Genomic DNA, 19120 nt, shown 5'->3' with positions numbered 1-19120 from the left:
CACAACCGGCCCCGTGACACGCTCAACGCAGGCCGAGCACGTCCTGCATGTCGAAAAATCCCGTCTCGTGACTTTCGAGGAAACGCACGGCACGCAGCGCGCCTTGCGCATACGACAGGCGGCTCGCCGATTTGTGCGTGATTTCGATACGCTCGCCAATGCCTGCAAACAGCACTGTATGGTCGCCGACGATGTCGCCGCCGCGGATCGCCGAGAAGCCGATCGTGGACGGGTCGCGTTCGCCGGTCACGCCTTCGCGGCTGTAGACCGCGCAGTCGTCGAGATTGCGGCCAAGCGCGTGGGCCATGACTTCGCCCATGGTCAGCGCGGTGCCAGACGGCGCGTCGACCTTGTGACGGTGATGCGCCTCGATGATTTCGATGTCATAGCCGGTCGCGAAATGCTTCGCGGCGTATTCGAGCAGCTTCAGCGTGACATTGACGCCCACGCTCATGTTCGACGAAAACATGATCGCGACCTTGTCCGCCGCGGCGCGCAGTTGCGCTTTCTGTTCGTTGTCGAAGCCAGTCGTGCCGATCACCATTTTGACGTTGTGGCGCTGCGCGGCTTCCAGATGCATCAGCGTGCCTTCGGGGCGCGTGAAGTCGATCAGATAGTCGGATTCGGCGAATACGCGCTCGATATCGTCCGTCAGCAGCACGCCCGTCTGTTTGCCGAGAAACGCGCCGGCGTCCTGACCGAGTTGCGGGGCGCCCGCACGGTCGAGCGCGCCGGACAGCGTTGCGCCGGAATCGTTGAGGACGGTTTCGATGAGCATCCGGCCCATACGGCCCGATGCGCCAGCAATGGCAATTTTCATGGCTACGAGGGTTCGAAAGGGGTAAAACGCGGCAAACGCGGGCAAAAGCGGCGCCGGGCAGCACACCCGGGCGCCGCGCATACAGGAACAACAACTACAACCAGCACAGCAGAAAGGCTGACGGGCGCTGCTCACGGTGCATTCCGTCGCAGCGCCCGTCTTAACCGCCCTAAGAGAAGGACAGCGAGCTTAGCCGCCCGTTCCCGTAGTGGACGAAGAAGACGTCAACGGCGCGTTGTGCGTCGGGCCGCCGTTGCTGCTTTGCGGGCCCGTGGGTCCCACCGGATTCTCCTGCGTGCCGGGAACCTGCGGCGGCGGCGGACGGTGGAACTGGAACTGTGGCTGCCCGGCGGCCGTTGGACCTTGCGACGGAATCCCGCCACCGTTGGCGGTCGGTGCGGTAGAGCGCACCGACGATCGCTGATTGCCCGACGGCGATTGCACCGCATTGGTCAGCCGATTCGCGGCCTGCGCGGCTTCGGCGTTGGCGTCTGTCGACGGGATGGCCGCTGCTGCGGCGGCCGCGTCCACCGACGGCGAACGCGTGGTGTCAACAGTAGCCGGCGCTGCCGCCACCGGCGCGCTGGCGCCCGTTGCGGCGCTTGCCACGTTCGGCACGGCGGCCTTCTTCTTGCCGGCCTTGTCGCCGTCGATTTCCGCCAGCAACTCGAGGTTGGAAGGCAGATCGTCGCCGCCCGACCAGCTCGCGACGCGGTCGCCCGCGAATATGACTACGAAGTCGCGCTGTTGCACAACGCTAGTCGAGCCGCGTTTGAAATAGAACACGTAGTCCCAGCGGTCTGCGTGGAACATATCGGTCAAAAGCGGCGTGCCGAGCAACTGCTTCACCTGCGCGCGCGACAAACCGACCTGCATCTGCGCCGCCGCTTCTTTCGAGACGAAATTGCCTTGCACCACCGTAATACGATACGGCGTAATGCTTTGGGCAACACGCTGCGTCAGGCTGTCGTACGTGGAACATCCGGCAAGAACCGCGACAGTCGCAACAGCGATCAAGGTACCCCGCATGCGGCTCCCCCGGTAGATCAATTGAGAATTTGAAATCATTTCACTCACCGTGCGAGCCCGCTGACGAGCGCGCGAGTTTCATTCCATCGAAGATGACCAGAACGGCAAAAACACATTACTATGAGAGCCCAGCATTGTACTCTAGGGATCCCTTGTCATGACCAATCCAACCGATCTCAAGAATATCGGGCTCAAGGCGACCCTTCCGCGCCTCAAAATCCTTGAGATTTTCCAGCATAGCCCGGTGCGCCATTTGACCGCAGAAGACGTCTACCGCAACCTGCTGCACGAAGAACTCGATATCGGCCTCGCAACCGTGTATCGCGTGCTGACGCAGTTCGAGCAGGCCGGTCTGCTCTCGCGCAGCAATTTCGAATCGGGCAAAGCCGTGTTCGAACTGAACGAAGGGTCGCATCACGACCACCTCGTTTGCCTCGATTGCGGGCTCGTCGAAGAATTTTTCGACTCCGAAATCGAGAGCCGTCAGCAATCCATCGCGAAGGAACGCGGCTTCAAGCTGCAGGAACATGCGCTGGCGCTGTACGGCGCGTGCACCAAGGAGAATTGCCCGCATCGTAAGCACTAGTGTCGTGACTTCCGTGAACTGTCGGTAAATATGGGGCCGGGGAAAGACGTTGTAACCACGAGCACGCTGCGCGAAAATCGGGGAATGGAAAAATACATCGTTACCCTGACGGCGAAAGAAAGAGAGCAACTCGAAGCGATTGTGAGCAAAGGTTCGCACCAGTCCCAGAAGGTAATCAACGCTCTCATTCTGTTGAATTGCGACACCTCTTCAGGGCGCTGCCGTCGCTCCGGGCAAGAGGTCGCAGCGGTGTTGCACGTGAGCGCGCGCAAGATTGACCGGGTGAAGAAACGTTTCGTGGAGGAAGGCTACGAAGCCGCGCTTGTCAGGCCGCCGGGCCAAAGGGTCTACGACAGCAAGATTGACGGCGAGCTTGAGGCCCGCCTGATTGCGCTGAGCTGCGGCGAGCCTCCCGAGGGCCAGGCGAACTGGTCGCTGCGGCGATTGGCGCAGCGTGCCGTAGAGCTGGAGTACGTGGATAGTCTCTCGCACGAAACGGTGCGGCGTGCGCTCAAAAAAACGAACTCAAGCCGTGGCGCAAGATAGGCTGGATTATCCCGCCCAAAGCGAACGCGGAGTTCGTGGCGGCCATGGAAAACGTGCTCGATGTGTACCACCGGCCCTACGACGCGACGGGCCCCGTGGTGTGCATGGACGAGACGCCGCGGCAGTTGATTCGCCAGACCCGCGAACCGATCAAAGCGGCACCAGGGCGTCCTGCGCGGGAGGACTATGAGTACGAGCGCTGTGGCGTGTGCAATGTCTTCATGGCATCGGAACCCCTTGCCGGACTGCGTCTGACGAAAGCCACCGACTCCCGGACCAGGGTGCAATGGTCCCGCTTCGTACAGGACATTGCCCAGGCCTTACCCGGATGCGCAACGAATCACCCTCGTGATGGACAACCTGAACACCCACACGGCCGCCGCGCCCTACGAAACCTTCCCGCCATCGCAGGCCAAAGCGCTGTGGGACCGGTTTGAATTTGTCTACACGCCCAAACATGGCAGTTGGCTGAACATGGCCGAGATCGAACTCAATGTGATGATCAAGCAGTGCCTCGACCGGCGCATCGACAACATCGACACGGTGCGCCGCGAGGTGGCCGCCTGGCAGGCTCGACGAGATCAGCTTAAGGCCAGGATCAACTGGCAGTTCACCACCGACGATGCCCGCATCAAACTGTCCAGGCTATATCCGACATTTGAGGCCTGACAAAACACTAGGCTGAATGAGTGCGATGCCGGCCGCGTCGGGGTGCGCGGCTCGGTGAGCAACGAAAAAACCCGGCCGATGAAAATCGGCCGGGTTTTCTTATGCATGCGGCGCTGCGGCTGCGTTGGGAGGCTCGCGCCTGCGCCTCCTCCCATGTGCGTATGGCCGCCGCGTTGGGACTCCCGCCTACGCCCGCCTATTCCGCCAATTCGACGCTCGCTTCCGCTTCGAACAGCAGCCGCCACGGCTCGGCCAACGGCAATTCGTCGCAGTTGGGCTGCTCGCCGCCACGATCCACTGCCACAAAGTCGCTCACCTGATCGAGCGCGAGCAACGGATGGTGCCAAACGCCCTTGGCATAGTTCACGCCCTGCCAGCCGTCGCTCCAGAACGCCCGCATCCGCGCCGGATCGAACTCGCCGGCCGGCGCAACGACCACCAGATAGCGACGTTCCGTTAAGGGAATGAAAGCCTGACTGCCCAGCGGATGCCGTTCCATCATGGCGATTTCGATCGGCAGCGTGCGCGGCTGCGCCCGAAACAGATTGATCAGCGGCCGGCCGCCGTTTTCCGTCACGTCGACCTTCGCGAGGTCGTGATAACGCTCGGTCGTGCCGCCGTTGATCGGGAAATGGCGCGCGCCGTCCAGTTCGATGACGTCGCCGAACGGCGCGAAGGCCGCGCGCGTCAGGCGTTCCACGTGCAATGTTTTCATCGACACCACTCCGTTATGCGATCTCGCCCCACAAGCGCAGGCGCGATACGCCGCCGTCCGGGAACATGTTGAACCGCACGTGCGTGACCGGCCCGAGGGACGCGATGTCATCGGTGAACGTGTGCACGTGGTCCATCTGCAACTTCTGCTCGCCGATCAGCACCGGCCAGAACATCGCCTGGGTGATCAGCGAATCGTCCGTGCCGCCCGTCACCGAGGCCGCCTGCAGCGAATAGCGATCCGGATAGTTGCCCTTGAAGTGCGCCGTATCCACTTCGATCTTGCGAATCACGCCCGGCCGTGCGAGCGCGACGATCGCCCAGTCGTTGCCCGGCTCGCGACGGCGTCGCGTTTCCCAGCCGTCGCCCATATTGACGCCGCGGCCCGGCATCAGCATCTGCGAGGCCGGCCCGAAATGCTGGTTGTTCGCGGCGACAAGATACGCGCCGTTTTCGATCGCGGCGAGATCGAGCAGCGTGCCGCGCTCGACCCGCTCCCAGTCGCGCTTCGGCTGGCCGTACACACGCAGACGCGCCAGACCGCCGTCCGGATACAGATTCACGCGCAGATGGGTGAAGGCACGGGCGTCGTTCACGTCGACGTAATGGTGATGGTTGCCCTGCAGCGTGGTGGCCGGCACCAGCGTCTGCCAGTCGGCATTGTCGGGCGGCACGTCGCCGTCCACGTAGCACGCGTCGATCGACGCGGCCGGCGGGAAATTGCCCGTGAAGTGACTCGTGTCCAGATCGACGCCGTACACGACGCCCGGCCGGGCGAGCCGGATCACGCAGTAGTCGTGGCCGGTGGTCCGCTTGCGGCGAGTTTCCCAGCCGTCCATCCATTTGCCGTGGTCATCGTATTTACCGGGAATGAACACCGCCGGCTGCGGTTCGAGCATGCGTTCTTTCGGCGCGAAGAATTCGTCGCTCGCGTAGAGTGCCTGCGCGCCCAGACGCGGGTCGGCGAGGTTCATGTAGCGACGGGTGAAAGCGGGAGCGTTGGGGTCGAGGATCGGATTAGCCATAGTCTCAGTCAGACAATGAAAAGTGAGGGAGAGTCGGCGGAGTCAGCGCATCCGCCGGGGCAGAACCGCGCGCTGCATTGGCGCGCGGTTGAATAGCTTTGAATCTGGTCACGGTACGACGTGGTCGCGCCTAGTTAGACGGCCGGCACATGTTCACCGGCGGTGGGCTCCGCGCCCGTGATTTCGCCTGCCGGCACGTAGCGCAACGCTTCATCGCGGTTCAGCACGCGATGAGCGCGCACCCGGTCGATATCGTTTTCCCACACAGCCACCACCACGGTCGCCACGCAGTTGCCGATCAGGTTGGTCAGCGCACGCGCGATACCGACGAACCAGTCGACCGGCAGAATCAGCACGAGACCGAGCACCGGAATCGCAGGAATAGCGGACAGCGTCGCGGCCAGAATCACGATTGCCGAGCCGGGAATACCGTGTGCACCCTTCGACGTCACCAGCGACACCAGCACCACCACAATCAGGTCATGGATCGACAACGGCGTGTTGGTGGCTTGCGCAATGAAAATCACAGCCAGCGTCAGATAGATGGAGAAGCCATCGAGGTTGAAGGAGTAGCCGGTCGGAATGACCAGGCCGACGGTCGAATCCTTGACGCCCATCCATTCGAGCTTGCGCATGATCTGCGGCAGCACCGCATCCGACGAAGCCGTGCCGAGTACGATCGACAGCTCTTCGCGCAGATAACGGATCAGCTTGAAGACGCTGAAACCGGCCAGACGCATCACCACGCCCAGCACGACCACCACGAACACGAAACAGCTTGCGTAGAACACCAGCACCAGCATGCCGAGTTGCTTGAGCGACTCGACGCCGTAGGTGCCGGTCGTGAACGCAATCGCGCCGAGCACGCCGAGCGGCGCGAGCTTGATGATGAAACCCATCACGCGGAAAAACACCTGCGAAAGCTCGTCGATCAGGCTGCTGACGCGTTGCGCCTTACTGCCCAACAGCGAAAGCGCCGAGCCGAACAGCACCGAAAACACGAGGATTTGCAGAATGTCGCCGGTCGCGAAGGCGTTGATCGCCGTATCGGGAATGATCTTCAGCAGAAAGCCGGCCGTGTCCTTAAGGCTCTTCGCGTGCTCGGTGTAGGTCGACAGCGAAGCAGGATCAAGCGAATGCAGGTCGATGTTCATACCGACGCCAGGCCGCGTTGCGTAGGCCAGCACCGCGCCGATCACGAGCGCGATCGTCGTCATGACCTCGAAGTAGACCACCGCCTTCAGGCCGACGCGACCCACCTTGCGCAGATCACCGGCATGCGCCATGCCGCTCACCACAACACAGAAGACGATCGGGCCGATCACCATCTTGATCAGCTTGAGAAAGCCGTCGCCGAGCGGGCGCAGCGATTGGGCAATATGCGGGAACACGGCGCCGATCACGATACCCGCCACCAGCGCTATGACGACCCGGCCAAACAGTGAATTGAAGAACTTCAACACGGCTTCCTCCTGATTACGATTCGCATCTGTTCAGACTGGTCCGACCAGTTCTGTTATCTCGAATAGTAGGAAGCCGATATACTTGCGTCAAGGATTCGTTAAATAGCGTTTACCCGCTGTTTTTTAACCGTTTTGGGGCGGGATTGCGCAAATTAAACGACCCGCCGTACGAGCGTTCAGAACGCGTACTACAATGCTGGTCAGACCGCGCACCCCAAGTGAGCCACGATGAAAAACGTTCCGCATACCGTTACTGATGCCGCCATCGCGACCATCCGCGAAAGGATCGAAGGGGGCGTCTATCCGGTGGGCAGTTTGCTGCCGGCGCAGCGTCAGCTCTCCGAAGAATTGGCGATCAGCCGCGCGTCACTGCGCGAGGCACTCTCGACGCTCGAAGCGCTCGGTCTGCTGATGATCCGTCCCGGCAAGGGCGTTTATGTGGAAAGCGCGCAGGCCACAGCCGCGCAATCGTGGCGCTTCGCGGAACAGTCGTCGCTGCCGGATACCTACCAGATGCGTTTCGCGCTTGAAGGCTTTATCGCGCGCATGGCGGCCTTGGCCGTCACCGATTCCGACCTCGACTGGTTCGAAGACAACATCACGGGCATGCAAACGGCGCTCGCCTGCGATGAACTCGACGAAGCCGCCCGCCTCGACTACGACTTCCATATGAGGATCGTGAGCATTGCCGGCAACGCGGCGATCGAGGCGATCCTGGGCAGCGCCGCGGAAATCATGAAGGAAAGCCAGCGGATGCCGTTTTACCGGCGTGAACTGGTGCTGTCCACGTACACCGAGCATCGGGCGATTCTCGATGCGCTGAAGGCACGGGATTCCGCCGCGGCCGGCAAGGCAATCGAAACCCATATCTCGAACGCCGCGCAGCGCGCCGGCGTCTATTTCCCGACGCCGCAGGCGTAAAAAAGCCGCTCCGAAGAGCGGCTTCTGTCTTTCGCCCGGCTGACCGCGCGGGCCGCAGGGCATGCGAATCAAACAGCTTACTTCGCGTTGGCCAGCGCCACAGCCGTGTCCAGCATGCGGTTCGAGAAACCCCACTCGTTGTCGTACCAGCTCGACACCTTCACCAGACGGCCCGACACCTTGGTCAGCGTTGCGTCGAACGTCGACGAAGCCGGGTTGTGGTTGAAGTCGATCGAGACCAGCGGTGCCTCGTTGTAACCGAGGATGCCCTTCAGCGAACCTTCCGACGCTTCCTTCATGATCGCGTTGACTTCTTCAACCGTCGTGTCGCGCGCGGCGATGAACGACAGGTCGACGACCGACACGTTGATCGTCGGGACGCGAATTGCGTAGCCGTCCAGCTTGCCGTTCAGTTCCGGCAGCACCAGGCCGACTGCCGATGCAGCACCGGTCTTGGTCGGGATCTGGCTGTGCGTGGCCGAGCGCGCGCGGCGCAGGTCTTCGTGGTACACGTCCGTCAGAACCTGGTCGTTCGTGTACGCGTGGATCGTGGTCATCAAACCGTTCACCAGGCCAATCTTGTCGTTCAGCGGCTTGACGAGCGGCGCGAGGCAGTTCGTCGTGCACGATGCATTCGAGATCACCGTGTCCGATGCCTTCAGGACGTTGTGGTTCACGCCGTAGACGATCGTTGCGTCGACGTCCTTACCGCCCGGCGCCGAGATGATGACCTTCTTGGCTCCACCCTTGATGTGCGCGCTGGCCTTTTCCTTGGTCGTGAAAAAGCCCGTGCATTCCATCACGACGTCGACGTTCAGCTCGCCCCACGGCAGCTCTGCCGGGTTGCGGTTAGCCAGCACGCGGATCTTGTCGCCGTTGACGACCAGATAGTCGCCGTCCACCGACACTTCGCCCGGGAACTTGCCGTGCGCGGTGTCGTATTGCGTCAGGTGAGCGTTGGTCTTGGCATCGCCAAGATCGTTGATGGCGACGATTTCGATATCGTGCTTCTTGCCGTTTTCATAGAAGGCGCGCAGCGTGTTGCGGCCGATCCGGCCGTAGCCGTTGATTGCGACGCGAATCGTCATGATCTATCTCCTGATGGCTGAAAAAAAATCTTCCATGTGGGCCTGATGTGCCGGGATTGCCGCGCGCGGGGTGCGCGCGACAGCCTCGAACGCAAATCAGCCGAGTGCGGCTTTTGCCGTCTCTACCACGTGCTCGACGGTGAAGCCGAAATGCTTGAACAGCACGCCAGCCGGGGCCGATTCGCCGAACGTGTCGATGCCGACCACGCCGCCTTCCAGACCCACGTACTTGCGCCAGAAATCCGTTACGCCCGCTTCGATCGCAACGCGGCGCACGCCATGCGGCAGCACGCGTTCGCGGTATTCGGCGTCCTGCTTGTCGAACACCGTGGTCGACGGCATCGACACGACGCGTGCCGCGATGCCTTCACGAGCCAGCGGCTCGACAGCGTTCAACGCCAGTTCGATTTCCGAACCGGTGGCGATCAGAATGACCTTGCGCGCGACGATCTCATCGTTCCAGTCGCGCAGCACGTAGCCGCCCTTTTCGATGTTGGCGATCTGCGCGTCGGTACGCTCCGAGAACGGCAGGTTCTGACGGCTGAAGATCAGGCACGACGGGCCGTGATGCTCGACCGCGTGGGTCCAGGCCACCGCCGTTTCGACCGTATCGGCCGGGCGCCACACTTGCAGATTCGGGATCAGACGCAGGCTTGCAACATGCTCGATCGACTGGTGGGTCGGACCGTCTTCGCCCAGACCGATCGAGTCGTGCGTGAACACGAAGATCGACGGTGCTTTCATCAGCGCGGCGACGCGCAATGCGTTGCGGCTGTAGTCCGAGAACGTCAGGAACGTGCCGCCGAAGGCCTTGAAGCCGCCATGCAGCGCGATACCGTTGATCGCGGCGCTCATGCCGAATTCGCGCACGCCGTAGTTCACGTAGTTGCCGGCAGCCTTGCCTTCGGCGTTCACGCGCACCGGCTTGGCGGCCTTCCAGTTGGTCAGGTTCGAACCGGTCAGGTCGGCGGAGCCGCCGAGCAGTTCCGGCAATACGGCCGACAAACCTTCGATTGCCTGTTGCGAAGCCTTACGCGTCGCGACGGTTTCCTTGCGTTCGTTCGCGCCGGCGATGATGGCCTTCGCCTTTTCCTTCCAGTCGGCGGGCAATTGCTTCGCGTCGCGGCGCGTGAATTCAGCGGCTTCCTGCGGGTATTTGGCTGCGTACGCCGCAAACGCCTTGTCCCAATCGGATTCGTTACGTGCGCCGGCTTCCGTCGCGTCCCATGCTGCGTAGACTTCCTGCGGAATGACGAACGGCTCCCACTTCCAGCCGATCGCTTCACGCGTTGCCGCGATTTCCTTGTCGCCGAGCGGCGAGCCGTGCGAGTCATGGCTGCCGGACTTGGTCGGCGCGCCTTCACCGATCACGGTCTTGCAGCAGATCAGCGTCGGCTTGTCCGATTGCTTGGCCTGCTTGATTGCCGCGTCCACTGCATCGACGTTGTGACCAACAACGTTCGGGATCACGTTCCAGCCATACGCTTCGAAGCGCTTCGGCGTGTCGTCGTGGAACCAGTGAACCACTTCGCCGTCGATCGAGATGCCGTTATCGTCGTAGAACGCAATCAGCTTGTTCAGCTTCAGCACGCCCGCGAGCGAGCAGGCTTCGTGCGAGATACCTTCCATCAGGCAGCCGTCGCCGACGAACACGTACGTGTGGTGGTCGACGATCTTCGCGTCAGATTTGTTGAATTCGGTGGCGAGCAGCGATTCGGCGAGCGCCATACCGACCGCGTTGGCCAGACCCTGGCCGAGCGGGCCGGTGGTCGTTTCGACGCCCGGCGTAATGCCGTATTCCGGGTGACCCGGCGTCTTCGAATGCATCTGGCGGAAGTTCTTCAGCTCTTCCATCGGCAGGTCGTAGCCGGTCAGGTGCAACAGCGAGTACAGCAGCATCGAGCCATGGCCGTTCGACAGGACGAAACGGTCGCGATCGGCCCACTGCGGGTTCTTCGGATTGTGACGCAGATGGCGCGACCACAAAGCCACGCCGATTTCGGCCATGCCCATCGGCATGCCGGGGTGGCCGGAATTCGCTTTTTGAACAGCGTCCATGGACAACGCGCGGATTGCGTTGGCCATCAGGGAGGTGGGTGCGGGAGACGGGGTCGTCATGTCGAGTCCGGAGACAGAGTCAGAAAGCGGTGTGCGCTTGAGGCCCGGATGCTCGAATGCCAGTCCACTTCGGCGCACGGTGCGGCGCCAGGAGACGCGAAACGGGCAGAGCAAACGGACAAGGCTGAAAGCGTGACATTCTAACAGAACGCTAACCCGCCCCCCGCTCGGGAAGCCGCCTGCTTGTGTGGCCTGGCGCACTCGGCGGGGCCGCGCGGCGCTTCCGCCCTTTACAATTGGGCAACCTGAACCGACCACGCTCCGAAAGGAGCCCGCCATCCGTGAGCGCTCCCTTGCTGTTCCAACCCACCGCCAACGCCGTCTACGGATTTCCGAACGCGCGGCGGCTTGCGCGCGTCGATTCGCCCTACCAGCGTATCGAGGTGTGGGACACGCCGCAGCTCGGCCGGCTGTTCACGCTCGACGGCCGCCCGATGACCTCGACCGGCGACGAATTCATTTATCACGAGTGCATGGTGCATCCCGCCGCGCTGGCGCATCCTTCGCCGAAACGAGCGCTGGTGCTGGGCGGCGGCGATGGCGGCGCCGTGCGGCAATTGCTGAAGCACCCCGGCATCGAGCGGATCGTGGTGGCCGAGCTCGATGCCGAAGTCGTGCGCATGACGCGCGAGTATTTGCCTGAAGTGCAATGTGGCGCTTTTGACGATCCGCGTGTTGAGCTGGTGATTGGAGATGCAGCGCAGTATGTTGCGGGGGCCGCCCATGCGGGCGTTGCACAGGCACACGCCGCCGGTTCGGCCTCCGCGCAGTTTGATCTGATCGTCTTCGACCTGACGCCGCCAGACTCGCCCGCCGCGGGCCTCTACACGCCGGACTTCTACATGCAGCTCAAGCGCGTTATGAGCCCGGCCGCCGTGCTCTCGCTGCATCTCGGTTCGCCGTACTTCCATGCCGGACGCGTCGCCGGCCTGCTCGACGATCTGCGCGACACATTCGCCATCGTGCGCACGATGCATACCTTCATCCCGCTCTACGGCTCGCTCTGGATGATGGCGACCGCCAGCGATACGCTCGACCCCGCCGCGCTCACCGTCGAAGTCCTCGCGGAGTGCCTTGCCGCGCGTCGGATCGACTCGCTGATGCACTACGACACGGCCCTGCATGCCGGACTGTTCTCGGCATCCCGGTCCGTGCGCGATAAACTAAGTCAATTCTTAAAGCCCTCAAGCTAACGCGTGGGCAAAATGCACGGTTCGGTCGGCGCGCGCTATCGGAATTTCGATACGCGCCGCCCACCTGGCCTCGCAGCATGCATCCCGCAACCCCAATAGATCCGGAGAACCCCATGACCGCCTCCCGCCCAGCCGGTGTGCCCTGGTTGACCCCCTATCTGACGGTGCGCGAAGCTCGTGCCGCGACCGCGTTTTTCGAAGCGGCATTCGGCTTCGAAGTACGCGATAGCGTCCAGGACGACGGTGTCGTCATGCATGTCGAGATGACCTATCAAGGCCAGCTGATCGTAATGTTCGCGCCGGAAGGCGCGTTCGGCTCGGCGGCGAAAACACCCAAAAGCGCGGGCGCGATTGCGCCGCAATCGTTTTATGTCTATGTCGACGATGTCGACGCGGTTTACACGCGGGCGCTAGCCGCCGGTGCAAAATCGCTGAGCGAGCCACAGGATCAGTTCTGGGGCGACCGGTTTGCCCAGGTCGAAGACCTGGACGGCTACCGTTGGGCGCTCGCTCGCCACCTTTCGTGAACCAATGAGTATTTTTTTGATGCCTCGCTTCTTCGTCGGTACGCCTCTCGAGCCCGACGACATCCTGCAGTTGCCCGATGACGTCACGCGCCACATCCTCGTGCTGCGTTTGCAGCCCGGTGATTCGATCGTGCTTTTCAATGGCGAAGGCGGCGAATACAGCGCCGAACTCGTCGAAGTCGAACGCCGCTCGGCCAAGGTGAGAATTCACGAATTCCGAAATATCGAAGTTGAGGCGCCGTATCACCTGACCCTCGCGCAGGGCATTGCCGGCGGCGACAAGATGGACTGGCTCATCGAGAAGGCGGTCGAACTCGGGGCATCGTGTTTCGTGCCGCTCACCACCACGCGCAGCGTCGTGCGTCTTTCCGGCGACCGCGCGCAGCGGCGGCATGTGCACTGGCAGGGCATCGTGCGGGCGTCGTGCGAACAGTGCGGGCGCAATCGCCTGCCAGAAGTGATGCCGGTGCGTGAAATCGCCACGTGGCTCGGCGCGCTGCCTCGCACACCTGAAGAAGGCGAGATGCGCATTCTGCTGTCGCCGCGCGCCAGCATCAGCTTTTCAGCGCTGCCCGCCAACCCGCCATTCGGACGCGTAACCGTGCTGGTCGGCCCCGAAGGCGGTTTTTCGGCCGCGGAAGAAGCCGCAGCGACCGATCACGGATTTGCCGCAGTCGGTCTCGGTCCGCGTGTATTGCGCACGGAGACGGCGGGCATAGCAGTACTCTCGGCGCTGGCGGCCCGCTGGGGTGGCTGGTAAGTCAAGATATTTGAGCGTCAAAAGCAAAGGCCCGCCAATTGGCGGGCCTTTCTCTTTCTGCTTCAGCATGAATCAATGCCCAGACACTCGCCCGGGCATGCCTCACGCAAACGAATAAAACACCCGGAACGCGACCTTGCGCTCTGCCCAGAACTCGGACGCTTCGCGGAACACGTCCAATAGCGTCTCGCGCCCTTCTTTGTCGAACTTTTGCGCAACCGGCAGCTGCTCGAGCACGATCACGAACCCGGGCTGGGTGCCTGCCTTATGCACCAGATCGGTCAGGCAATCGTAGAGCGCGTCGTAATTCTTGCCGAAATGCTTTGGAAACAGGAACGACGTAGCGATCGTCTCCAGCACTTCCTGTTTGGACTGGGCATTCGCGCAATACGCATAGAGAAAATGCTGGCCGAGTTGATTGGCCTCGTCAGCGAGATCCTGCACGCGAAACGCGCGGATCGACTGTACGATGTTCGGTCGTACGGTCTTGAAAAGGCTCATGGGCTCCTCGTTCGATGAAAGCACAGTGCTGCCTTCGCTCTGATTATCCCGGCCCTGGTCGCCGGCGCGCATCCGCATGACGCGCTGGAACAAATTGCCGTCGCCGGCCGCGAAAAGATCCGTCGCGACTCCGGAGTCGTGCGCGTAGACGTTGTCGCTCATGCCGTTCATCCCGATGTCATTCAACAATACGATTAAAACTGGTGTAATGGTCGTCCGAGTAATAACAGTTGTCGATCCGCTGTAGCGGACCTCCGCAGACGATGCGACGCGCCCCGCGGTTTCGTGAACGAGCCGTTGGAACGGTGTATTCGTGGTAATAGCCGCGCCGATGCGGCGGTAGCAACCGTTCGCGATTGCCGAATACGATGCCGTCCTTCTCATACGGGTAAGGCCCGCCCGCGGCAATCAAGTTCAATGTATTGACCGCTTCGCGCGGCAACTGCGCCGCCGCGATGGTGCCCTGCACCTGTGCTTGTGTATCGGCGGATGCCGTGTAGTCGCGTGCAAACGCGCCAGGCACGGAGCCGGATAAAGCGCAGAGCGTCAAAGCACCGATCAGCACGCCTTTAATGCGTTGCCACTTGCGTGCCATGAATCAAGGTTCCCCGCTGTTAGATCACGAGTTTGACGACCATGAAAGTCGTAAGGGTATCGCTAAAACCCCACAGAATCAACGTTCACCGGACGGGCAACAGCCTCCAATCGCGCGGGAAAGAGCCACAGAACGGGCTTTGACGACTTTTGACAGAATATTTAGCTTGTGTAAGCTAAAATTAACCTAATGAGGCAAATGATGACAGGCCGATACCCGTAGGGCGCCCGTCGTGCAGCCCATCCTCTGCACTGAAAGCCTTGCGATTCCTGCAGTCTCTCGGAGGCGGGATGATCTCATTCAGCTTTTTTTAGGGTGGCTATCCCCTGTTCACCCGCAGGCGTGCCCATTGCGGGCACGCTTTTTTTTTGCGTGGCGCCCCCAACTCAGTCAGGCAACGCCACGCTTCAGTCCCGGATCAAGGATCAGCGGGCTGCGATCACATCGGCAACCAGCAGCGCCGTCATGTTGACGATGCGGCGAACCGTCGCCGAAGCGGTCAGTACGTGCACCGGCTTGGCCGCGCCGAGCAGCATCGGACCAATCGCAATGTTGTTGCCCGCGGCGGTCTTCAGCAGGTTATACGAGATGTTGGCCGCGTCGATATTCGGCAGCACCAGCAGGTTCGCGTCGCCTTCGAGCGTCGAGTCAGGCAGCACTTCGCGGCGCAGATTCGCGTCGAGTGCGAGGTCGCCGTGCATTTCGCCGTCTACTTGCAGCTCCGGCGCGCGTTCGCGCAGGATCGCCAGCGTGTCGCGCATTTTCTGTGCGCTCGGCGCATTGCTGGAGCCGAAGTTCGAATGCGACAGCAGGGCGACCTTCGGTTCGATACCGAAGCGGCGCACTTCCTCGGCGGCCATGATCGTGATCTCGGCAAGCTGCTCAGGCGTCGGGTCAACGTTCACGTGCGTGTCGACCAGGAAAATCTGGCGGTTCGGCAGCACCAGCGCGTTCATCGCCGCATAGACCTTCGCGCCTTGCTTCTTGCCGATCACCTGATCGATGAAGTGCAGGTGACGATGCGTGGTGGACACCGTGCCACAGATCATGCCGTCCGCCTCGCCCTTCTCTACCAGCATTGCGCCGATCAGCGTGGTGCGGCGGCGCATTTCGAGCTTCGCCATCTGCTCGGTGATGCCTTTGCGGGACATCATCTTGTGATATTGCTGCCAGAAATCGCGGTAACGCTCGTCGTGGTCGGTGTTCACGACCGTGTAGTCCTGACCCGCGACCAGACGCAGACCGTAACGCGCAATGCGCTGTTCGATCACCGCCGGACGGCCGATCAGGATCGGCTTTGCGAGCTTTTCGTCGACGATGATCTGCATGGCGCGCAGCACGCGCTCTTCTTCGCCTTCCGCGAACACAATGCGCTTCTTCTCCGGCTCGACGCCACGCGCCAGCTGGAAAATCGGCTTCATGGTCGTGCCGCTGTGGTACACGAACTGCTGCAGATGCTGTTCGTACGCTTCCATGTCTTCGATCGGACGCTCGGCAACGCCCGAATCCATCGCGGCCTTCGCCACGGCCGGCGCGACCTTGACGATCAGGCGCGGGTCGAACGGCTTCGGAATCAGGTATGCCGGACCAAACGAGAGATCCTGGATACCATAAGCCGTCGCGACGATATCGCTCTGCTCCTGGCGTGCCAGTTCGGCAATCGCGTTGACCGCGGCGATTTCCATTTCACGCGTGACGGTCGTCGCGCCCGCATCCAGCGCGCCGCGGAACAGGAACGGGAACACCAGTACGTTGTTCACCTGGTTCGGGTAGTCCGTGCGGCCCGTGCAGAGCACCGCGTCCGGACGCACTTCGAGCGCCAGTTCCGGCAGGATTTCCGGGGTCGGGTTGGCCAGCGCCAGGATCAGCGGCTTGTCCGCCATCTGCTTGACCATGTCCTGCTTCAGCACGCCGCCGGCCGAGAGACCGAGGAAAATGTCCGCGCCGCCGATCGCCTCAGCGAGCGAGCGAGCGTCGGTTTCACGCGCAAAGCGTTCCTTGTCCGGGTCCATCAGTTCGACGCGGCCCTTGTACACCACGCCGGCCAGATCGGTGACGGTGATGTTCTCGAGCGGCAGGCCGATGTCGACCAGCAGATCCAGACACGCCAGCGCCGCCGCGCCCGCGCCCGACGCCACCAGCTTGACCTGCTTGATGTCCTTGCCGACCACCTTCAAACCATTGGTGATGGCTGCCGCGACGACGATGGCCGTGCCATGCTGGTCGTCGTGGAAAACCGGAATCTTCATGCGCTTGCGGCATTCGCGTTCGACGATGAAGCAGTCCGGCGCCTTGATGTCTTCGAGGTTGATACCGCCGAAGGTCGGCTCCAGCGCGGCGATCACCTCGACCAGCTTGTGCGGATCGGACTCGTTCAGCTCGATGTCGAACACGTCGATGCCGGCGAACTTCTTGAACAGGACGGCCTTGCCTTCCATGACCGGCTTCGAGGCGAGCGGCCCGATGTTGCCGAGACCCAGCACCGCGGTGCCGTTCGTGACGACGCCGACCAGGTTGCTGCGCGCGGTGAAACGGGCGGCGTTCAGCGGGTTCTCGACGATTTCCTCACACGCGAACGCGACGCCCGGCGAGTACGCCAGCGCGAGATCGCGCTGGTTGATCATCTGCTTGGTCGGGGCGATCGCGATCTTCCCAGGGGTCGGGAACTCGTGATAATCGAGGGCGGCTTCGCGGAGTTTGCTATTGACGGGAGTCGACATAAGGCGGGCTTCGAAGTGCGGATTAGAATAGATGTTCGACGGCATTGTAGCCCCAATTGCCGGCTCAATTCCTTCAATACGGGTACAACTGCCGCGACTGAAACAATGCGAAAGTCAGACGTAGCGCGTTTCAGGCCAACCACGCGTCGAGTCGGAATTGAATGCAGATAGGGTGTTGACCCGTGAGCATTTCCATACAATGCGCGCCGTTAGCGGTTTTTCGTTGCACTTATCCGTTCACCCATTGCCACCATGCTCTCCGAGTTTTCGCTGATCGATCGCTTCTTCGCCCGCCGCGCCGCCGCTGCGGCGTCCCGTGCCGATGACGGCACGCTCGGAATCGGCGACGACTGCGCCCTGCTCGCGCCGCGCCCCGGGGAAATGCTGGCGATATCGACGGACATGCTGGTAGAAGGCCGTCACTTCTTTCCCGATATCGATCCCGAGGCGCTCGGTCACAAGGCGCTCGCGGTGAACCTGTCGGACCTGGCCGCGATGGGCGCCAGCCCGCAGGCGTTCACCCTTGCGTTCTCCTTGCCGAAGGCCGACGAAGCCTGGCTCGCCGCCTTCAGCGAGGGCCTCTTCGCGCTGGCCGAGCGCTACGGCTGCGATCTGATTGGCGGCGACACGACCGGCGGCCCGTTGAATCTGTGCATTACCGTGTTCGGCAGCGTGCGTCCGCAAGATGCACTGCGCCGCGACGCCGCGCAGCCGGGCGACGACATCTGGATTTCCGGTACGCTCGGCGACGCCCGCGCGGGGCTGGGCGTGCAGCGCGGCGAGTGGTCCGCCGATGCCGACGACGCTGCGACGTTTCGTCGCGCCCTTGAGCGCCCCGAGCCGCGTGTCTTCCTCGGCCTCGCGTTGCGGGGCATCGCCCATGCGGCGCTCGATCTATCGGACGGGCTCGCCGGCGACCTGTTGCATATCCTGGAACGCTCGAACGTGGGCGCTATGGTCGACGTCGACGCCGTGCCGCGTTCAGCCGCGCTGCGCCGCCTCTCACCCGAGATCCAGCGGCGTTGCACGCTAGCCGGTGGCGACGATTACGAGCTGTGTTTCACCGCACCGGTTGCCGCGCGCGCCAAGGTCGAAGCGGCCGGTCGCGAGGTCGCGATTCCGGTCACCCGCATCGGTACAATAAGCGCTCTTCAATCGGCGGCCGACCGCCCGGCGATCGGCTGGCGCGATGCCGCCGGCGCGCCGCTCACTCTGACGTTGCAAGGCTTCGACCACTTCCATGCAGACTGATCCCCCGCTGGTCCCCGCCGACGATCTCATCGGCAATTCGCAGCCCAACGCGTCCGGCCCGCGCGCGCCGCGCCCTCAGCCGCGCCGCGCCACCGCGCGCTTCATGCTGTCGCATCCGCTGCACATTCTGTCGCTGGGTTTTGGCAGCGGCTTGTCGCCGATTGCGCCGGGCACGATCGGCACGCTGTTCGCGTGGGCATCGTTCGCCGTCTTGAGCCGTTACCTGACCGTGGTCGAGTGGGGTGTGCTGATCGTCGTCGGCTTTTTCGCCGGCATTGCGATTTGCGGCTTCACGGCGAAGAAACTGGGCACCGACGATCCGTCGCCGGTGGTCTGGGACGAAATCATCGCGTTCTGGCTGGTGCTGCTGATGATCACGCCGGTCACGCTGACCGGGCAGATCTGGGCGTTCGTCGTGTTCCGCTTCTTCGATATGGTGAAACCGCCGCCGATCGGCTATTTCGACCGCCGACTGAAAGGTGGCTTTGGCATCATGTTCGATGATCTGGTCGCCGCGTTTTTCACGCTGCTCGTGATCGCGCTCTGGCGTATGTCGGTTTAACCGTCGGCCGTTGGCCGGTGTGTCGGCCAGCC

The 19120-nt window shown here is 62.4% G+C and carries 17 protein-coding genes and 1 pseudogene; 8 read left to right on the top strand and 10 right to left on the bottom strand.

Annotated features, from left to right (window positions below):
* Positions 1-22: 22 nt before the first annotated feature.
* A complete protein-coding gene (gene dapB / locus B0G76_RS01540; protein ID WP_120289541.1) occupies positions 23-820 on the bottom strand; it encodes a 4-hydroxy-tetrahydrodipicolinate reductase in 798 nt (265 codons plus the stop codon).
* Between the two features lie 189 nt (positions 821-1009).
* Positions 1010-1849: an outer membrane protein assembly factor BamE gene (gene bamE, locus B0G76_RS01535; protein WP_120289539.1), complete on the bottom strand. Its 840-nt coding sequence runs from the start codon at positions 1847-1849 to the stop codon at positions 1010-1012.
* Positions 1850-2006: 157 nt separating this feature from the next.
* On the opposite strand from bamE, the gene fur reads away from it, so the two are divergent.
* Together fur and B0G76_RS01525 are read left to right on the top strand one after the other, a co-directional pair.
* On the top strand, positions 2007-2435 hold the full coding sequence (fur, locus tag B0G76_RS01530) for a ferric iron uptake transcriptional regulator (RefSeq protein ID WP_012434340.1): 429 nt from the start codon (positions 2007-2009) through the stop codon (positions 2433-2435).
* Between the two features lie 84 nt (positions 2436-2519).
* Positions 2520-3650, top strand: a pseudogene (locus B0G76_RS01525) (IS630 family transposase).
* A gap of 196 nt (positions 3651-3846) precedes the next feature.
* On the opposite strand, the gene B0G76_RS01520 reads toward B0G76_RS01525, so the two are convergent.
* The 3 genes from B0G76_RS01520 to B0G76_RS01510 all read right to left on the bottom strand — a co-directional run bounded on the left by B0G76_RS01520 (position 3847) and on the right by B0G76_RS01510 (position 6852).
* On the bottom strand, positions 3847-4365 hold the full coding sequence (locus B0G76_RS01520) for an ureidoglycolate lyase (protein ID WP_120289537.1): 519 nt from the start codon (positions 4363-4365) through the stop codon (positions 3847-3849).
* Positions 4366-4378: 13 nt separating this feature from the next.
* A complete protein-coding gene (alc, locus tag B0G76_RS01515; RefSeq protein ID WP_120289535.1) occupies positions 4379-5389 on the bottom strand; it encodes an allantoicase in 1011 nt (336 codons plus the stop codon).
* Positions 5390-5523: 134 nt separating this feature from the next.
* Positions 5524-6852, bottom strand: a complete 1329-nt coding sequence (locus B0G76_RS01510; protein ID WP_120289533.1) for a C4-dicarboxylate transporter DctA — start codon at positions 6850-6852, stop codon at positions 5524-5526.
* 228 nt (positions 6853-7080) lie between these two features.
* Here B0G76_RS01510 and B0G76_RS01505 point away from each other — a divergent pair, with 228 nt between their 5' ends.
* Complete coding sequence (locus B0G76_RS01505) at positions 7081-7773, top strand: FadR/GntR family transcriptional regulator (RefSeq protein WP_120289531.1); 693 nt, start codon at positions 7081-7083, stop codon at positions 7771-7773.
* Between the two features lie 77 nt (positions 7774-7850).
* On the opposite strand, the gene gap is transcribed toward B0G76_RS01505, so the two are convergent.
* Positions 7851-8861: a type I glyceraldehyde-3-phosphate dehydrogenase gene (gap, locus tag B0G76_RS01500; RefSeq protein WP_106285226.1), complete on the bottom strand. Its 1011-nt coding sequence runs from the start codon at positions 8859-8861 to the stop codon at positions 7851-7853.
* A 96-nt stretch (positions 8862-8957) separates the two neighbouring features.
* A complete protein-coding gene (tkt, locus tag B0G76_RS01495) occupies positions 8958-10979 on the bottom strand; it encodes a transketolase (RefSeq protein ID WP_120289529.1) in 2022 nt (673 codons plus the stop codon).
* Between the two features lie 281 nt (positions 10980-11260).
* Between tkt and speE the strand changes: the two genes are divergently transcribed.
* The 3 genes from speE (at position 11261) to B0G76_RS01480 (ending at position 13459) form a co-directional block, all read left to right on the top strand.
* Complete coding sequence (gene speE / locus B0G76_RS01490; RefSeq protein WP_120289527.1) at positions 11261-12172, top strand: polyamine aminopropyltransferase; 912 nt, start codon at positions 11261-11263, stop codon at positions 12170-12172.
* A 113-nt stretch (positions 12173-12285) separates the two neighbouring features.
* Positions 12286-12699: a glyoxalase/bleomycin resistance/extradiol dioxygenase family protein gene (locus B0G76_RS01485; protein ID WP_120289525.1), complete on the top strand. Its 414-nt coding sequence runs from the start codon at positions 12286-12288 to the stop codon at positions 12697-12699.
* A gap of 19 nt (positions 12700-12718) precedes the next feature.
* Positions 12719-13459: a 16S rRNA (uracil(1498)-N(3))-methyltransferase gene (locus tag B0G76_RS01480; protein WP_120289523.1), complete on the top strand. Its 741-nt coding sequence runs from the start codon at positions 12719-12721 to the stop codon at positions 13457-13459.
* Between the two features lie 102 nt (positions 13460-13561).
* Here the strand turns inward: B0G76_RS01480 and B0G76_RS01475 are convergent, their stop codons facing one another.
* The 3 genes from B0G76_RS01475 to B0G76_RS01465 form a co-directional block, all read right to left on the bottom strand.
* Positions 13562-14122, bottom strand: a complete 561-nt coding sequence (locus B0G76_RS01475) for a barstar family protein (protein WP_120296132.1) — start codon at positions 14120-14122, stop codon at positions 13562-13564.
* Between the two features lie 16 nt (positions 14123-14138).
* The gene (locus B0G76_RS01470) at positions 14139-14555 is read right to left on the bottom strand and encodes a ribonuclease (RefSeq protein ID WP_120289521.1); all 417 of its coding nucleotides are present in this window, start codon (positions 14553-14555) and stop codon (positions 14139-14141) included.
* Positions 14556-14980: 425 nt separating this feature from the next.
* Complete coding sequence (locus tag B0G76_RS01465) at positions 14981-17320, bottom strand: NADP-dependent malic enzyme (protein ID WP_120289519.1); 2340 nt, start codon at positions 17318-17320, stop codon at positions 14981-14983.
* Positions 17321-17527: 207 nt separating this feature from the next.
* Here B0G76_RS01465 and thiL point away from each other — a divergent pair, with 207 nt between their 5' ends.
* Positions 17528-18526, top strand: coding sequence for a thiamine-phosphate kinase (thiL, locus tag B0G76_RS01460; RefSeq protein ID WP_120289517.1), 999 nt, complete (start codon positions 17528-17530; stop codon positions 18524-18526).
* Positions 18516-19088 (top strand): phosphatidylglycerophosphatase A, encoded by a 573-nt coding sequence (locus tag B0G76_RS01455; protein WP_183081968.1) that lies wholly within the window; start codon positions 18516-18518, stop codon positions 19086-19088. Before thiL ends, B0G76_RS01455 begins: the two co-directional genes overlap by 11 nt.
* The last annotated feature ends 32 nt before the right edge of the window (positions 19089-19120 follow it).

This window comes from Paraburkholderia sp. BL23I1N1 (genome assembly GCF_003610295.1).
In the GTDB taxonomy this organism is placed as follows: Bacteria; Pseudomonadota; Gammaproteobacteria; order Burkholderiales; family Burkholderiaceae; genus Paraburkholderia.
This window is presented reverse-complemented; position numbering and strand designations above follow the sequence as displayed.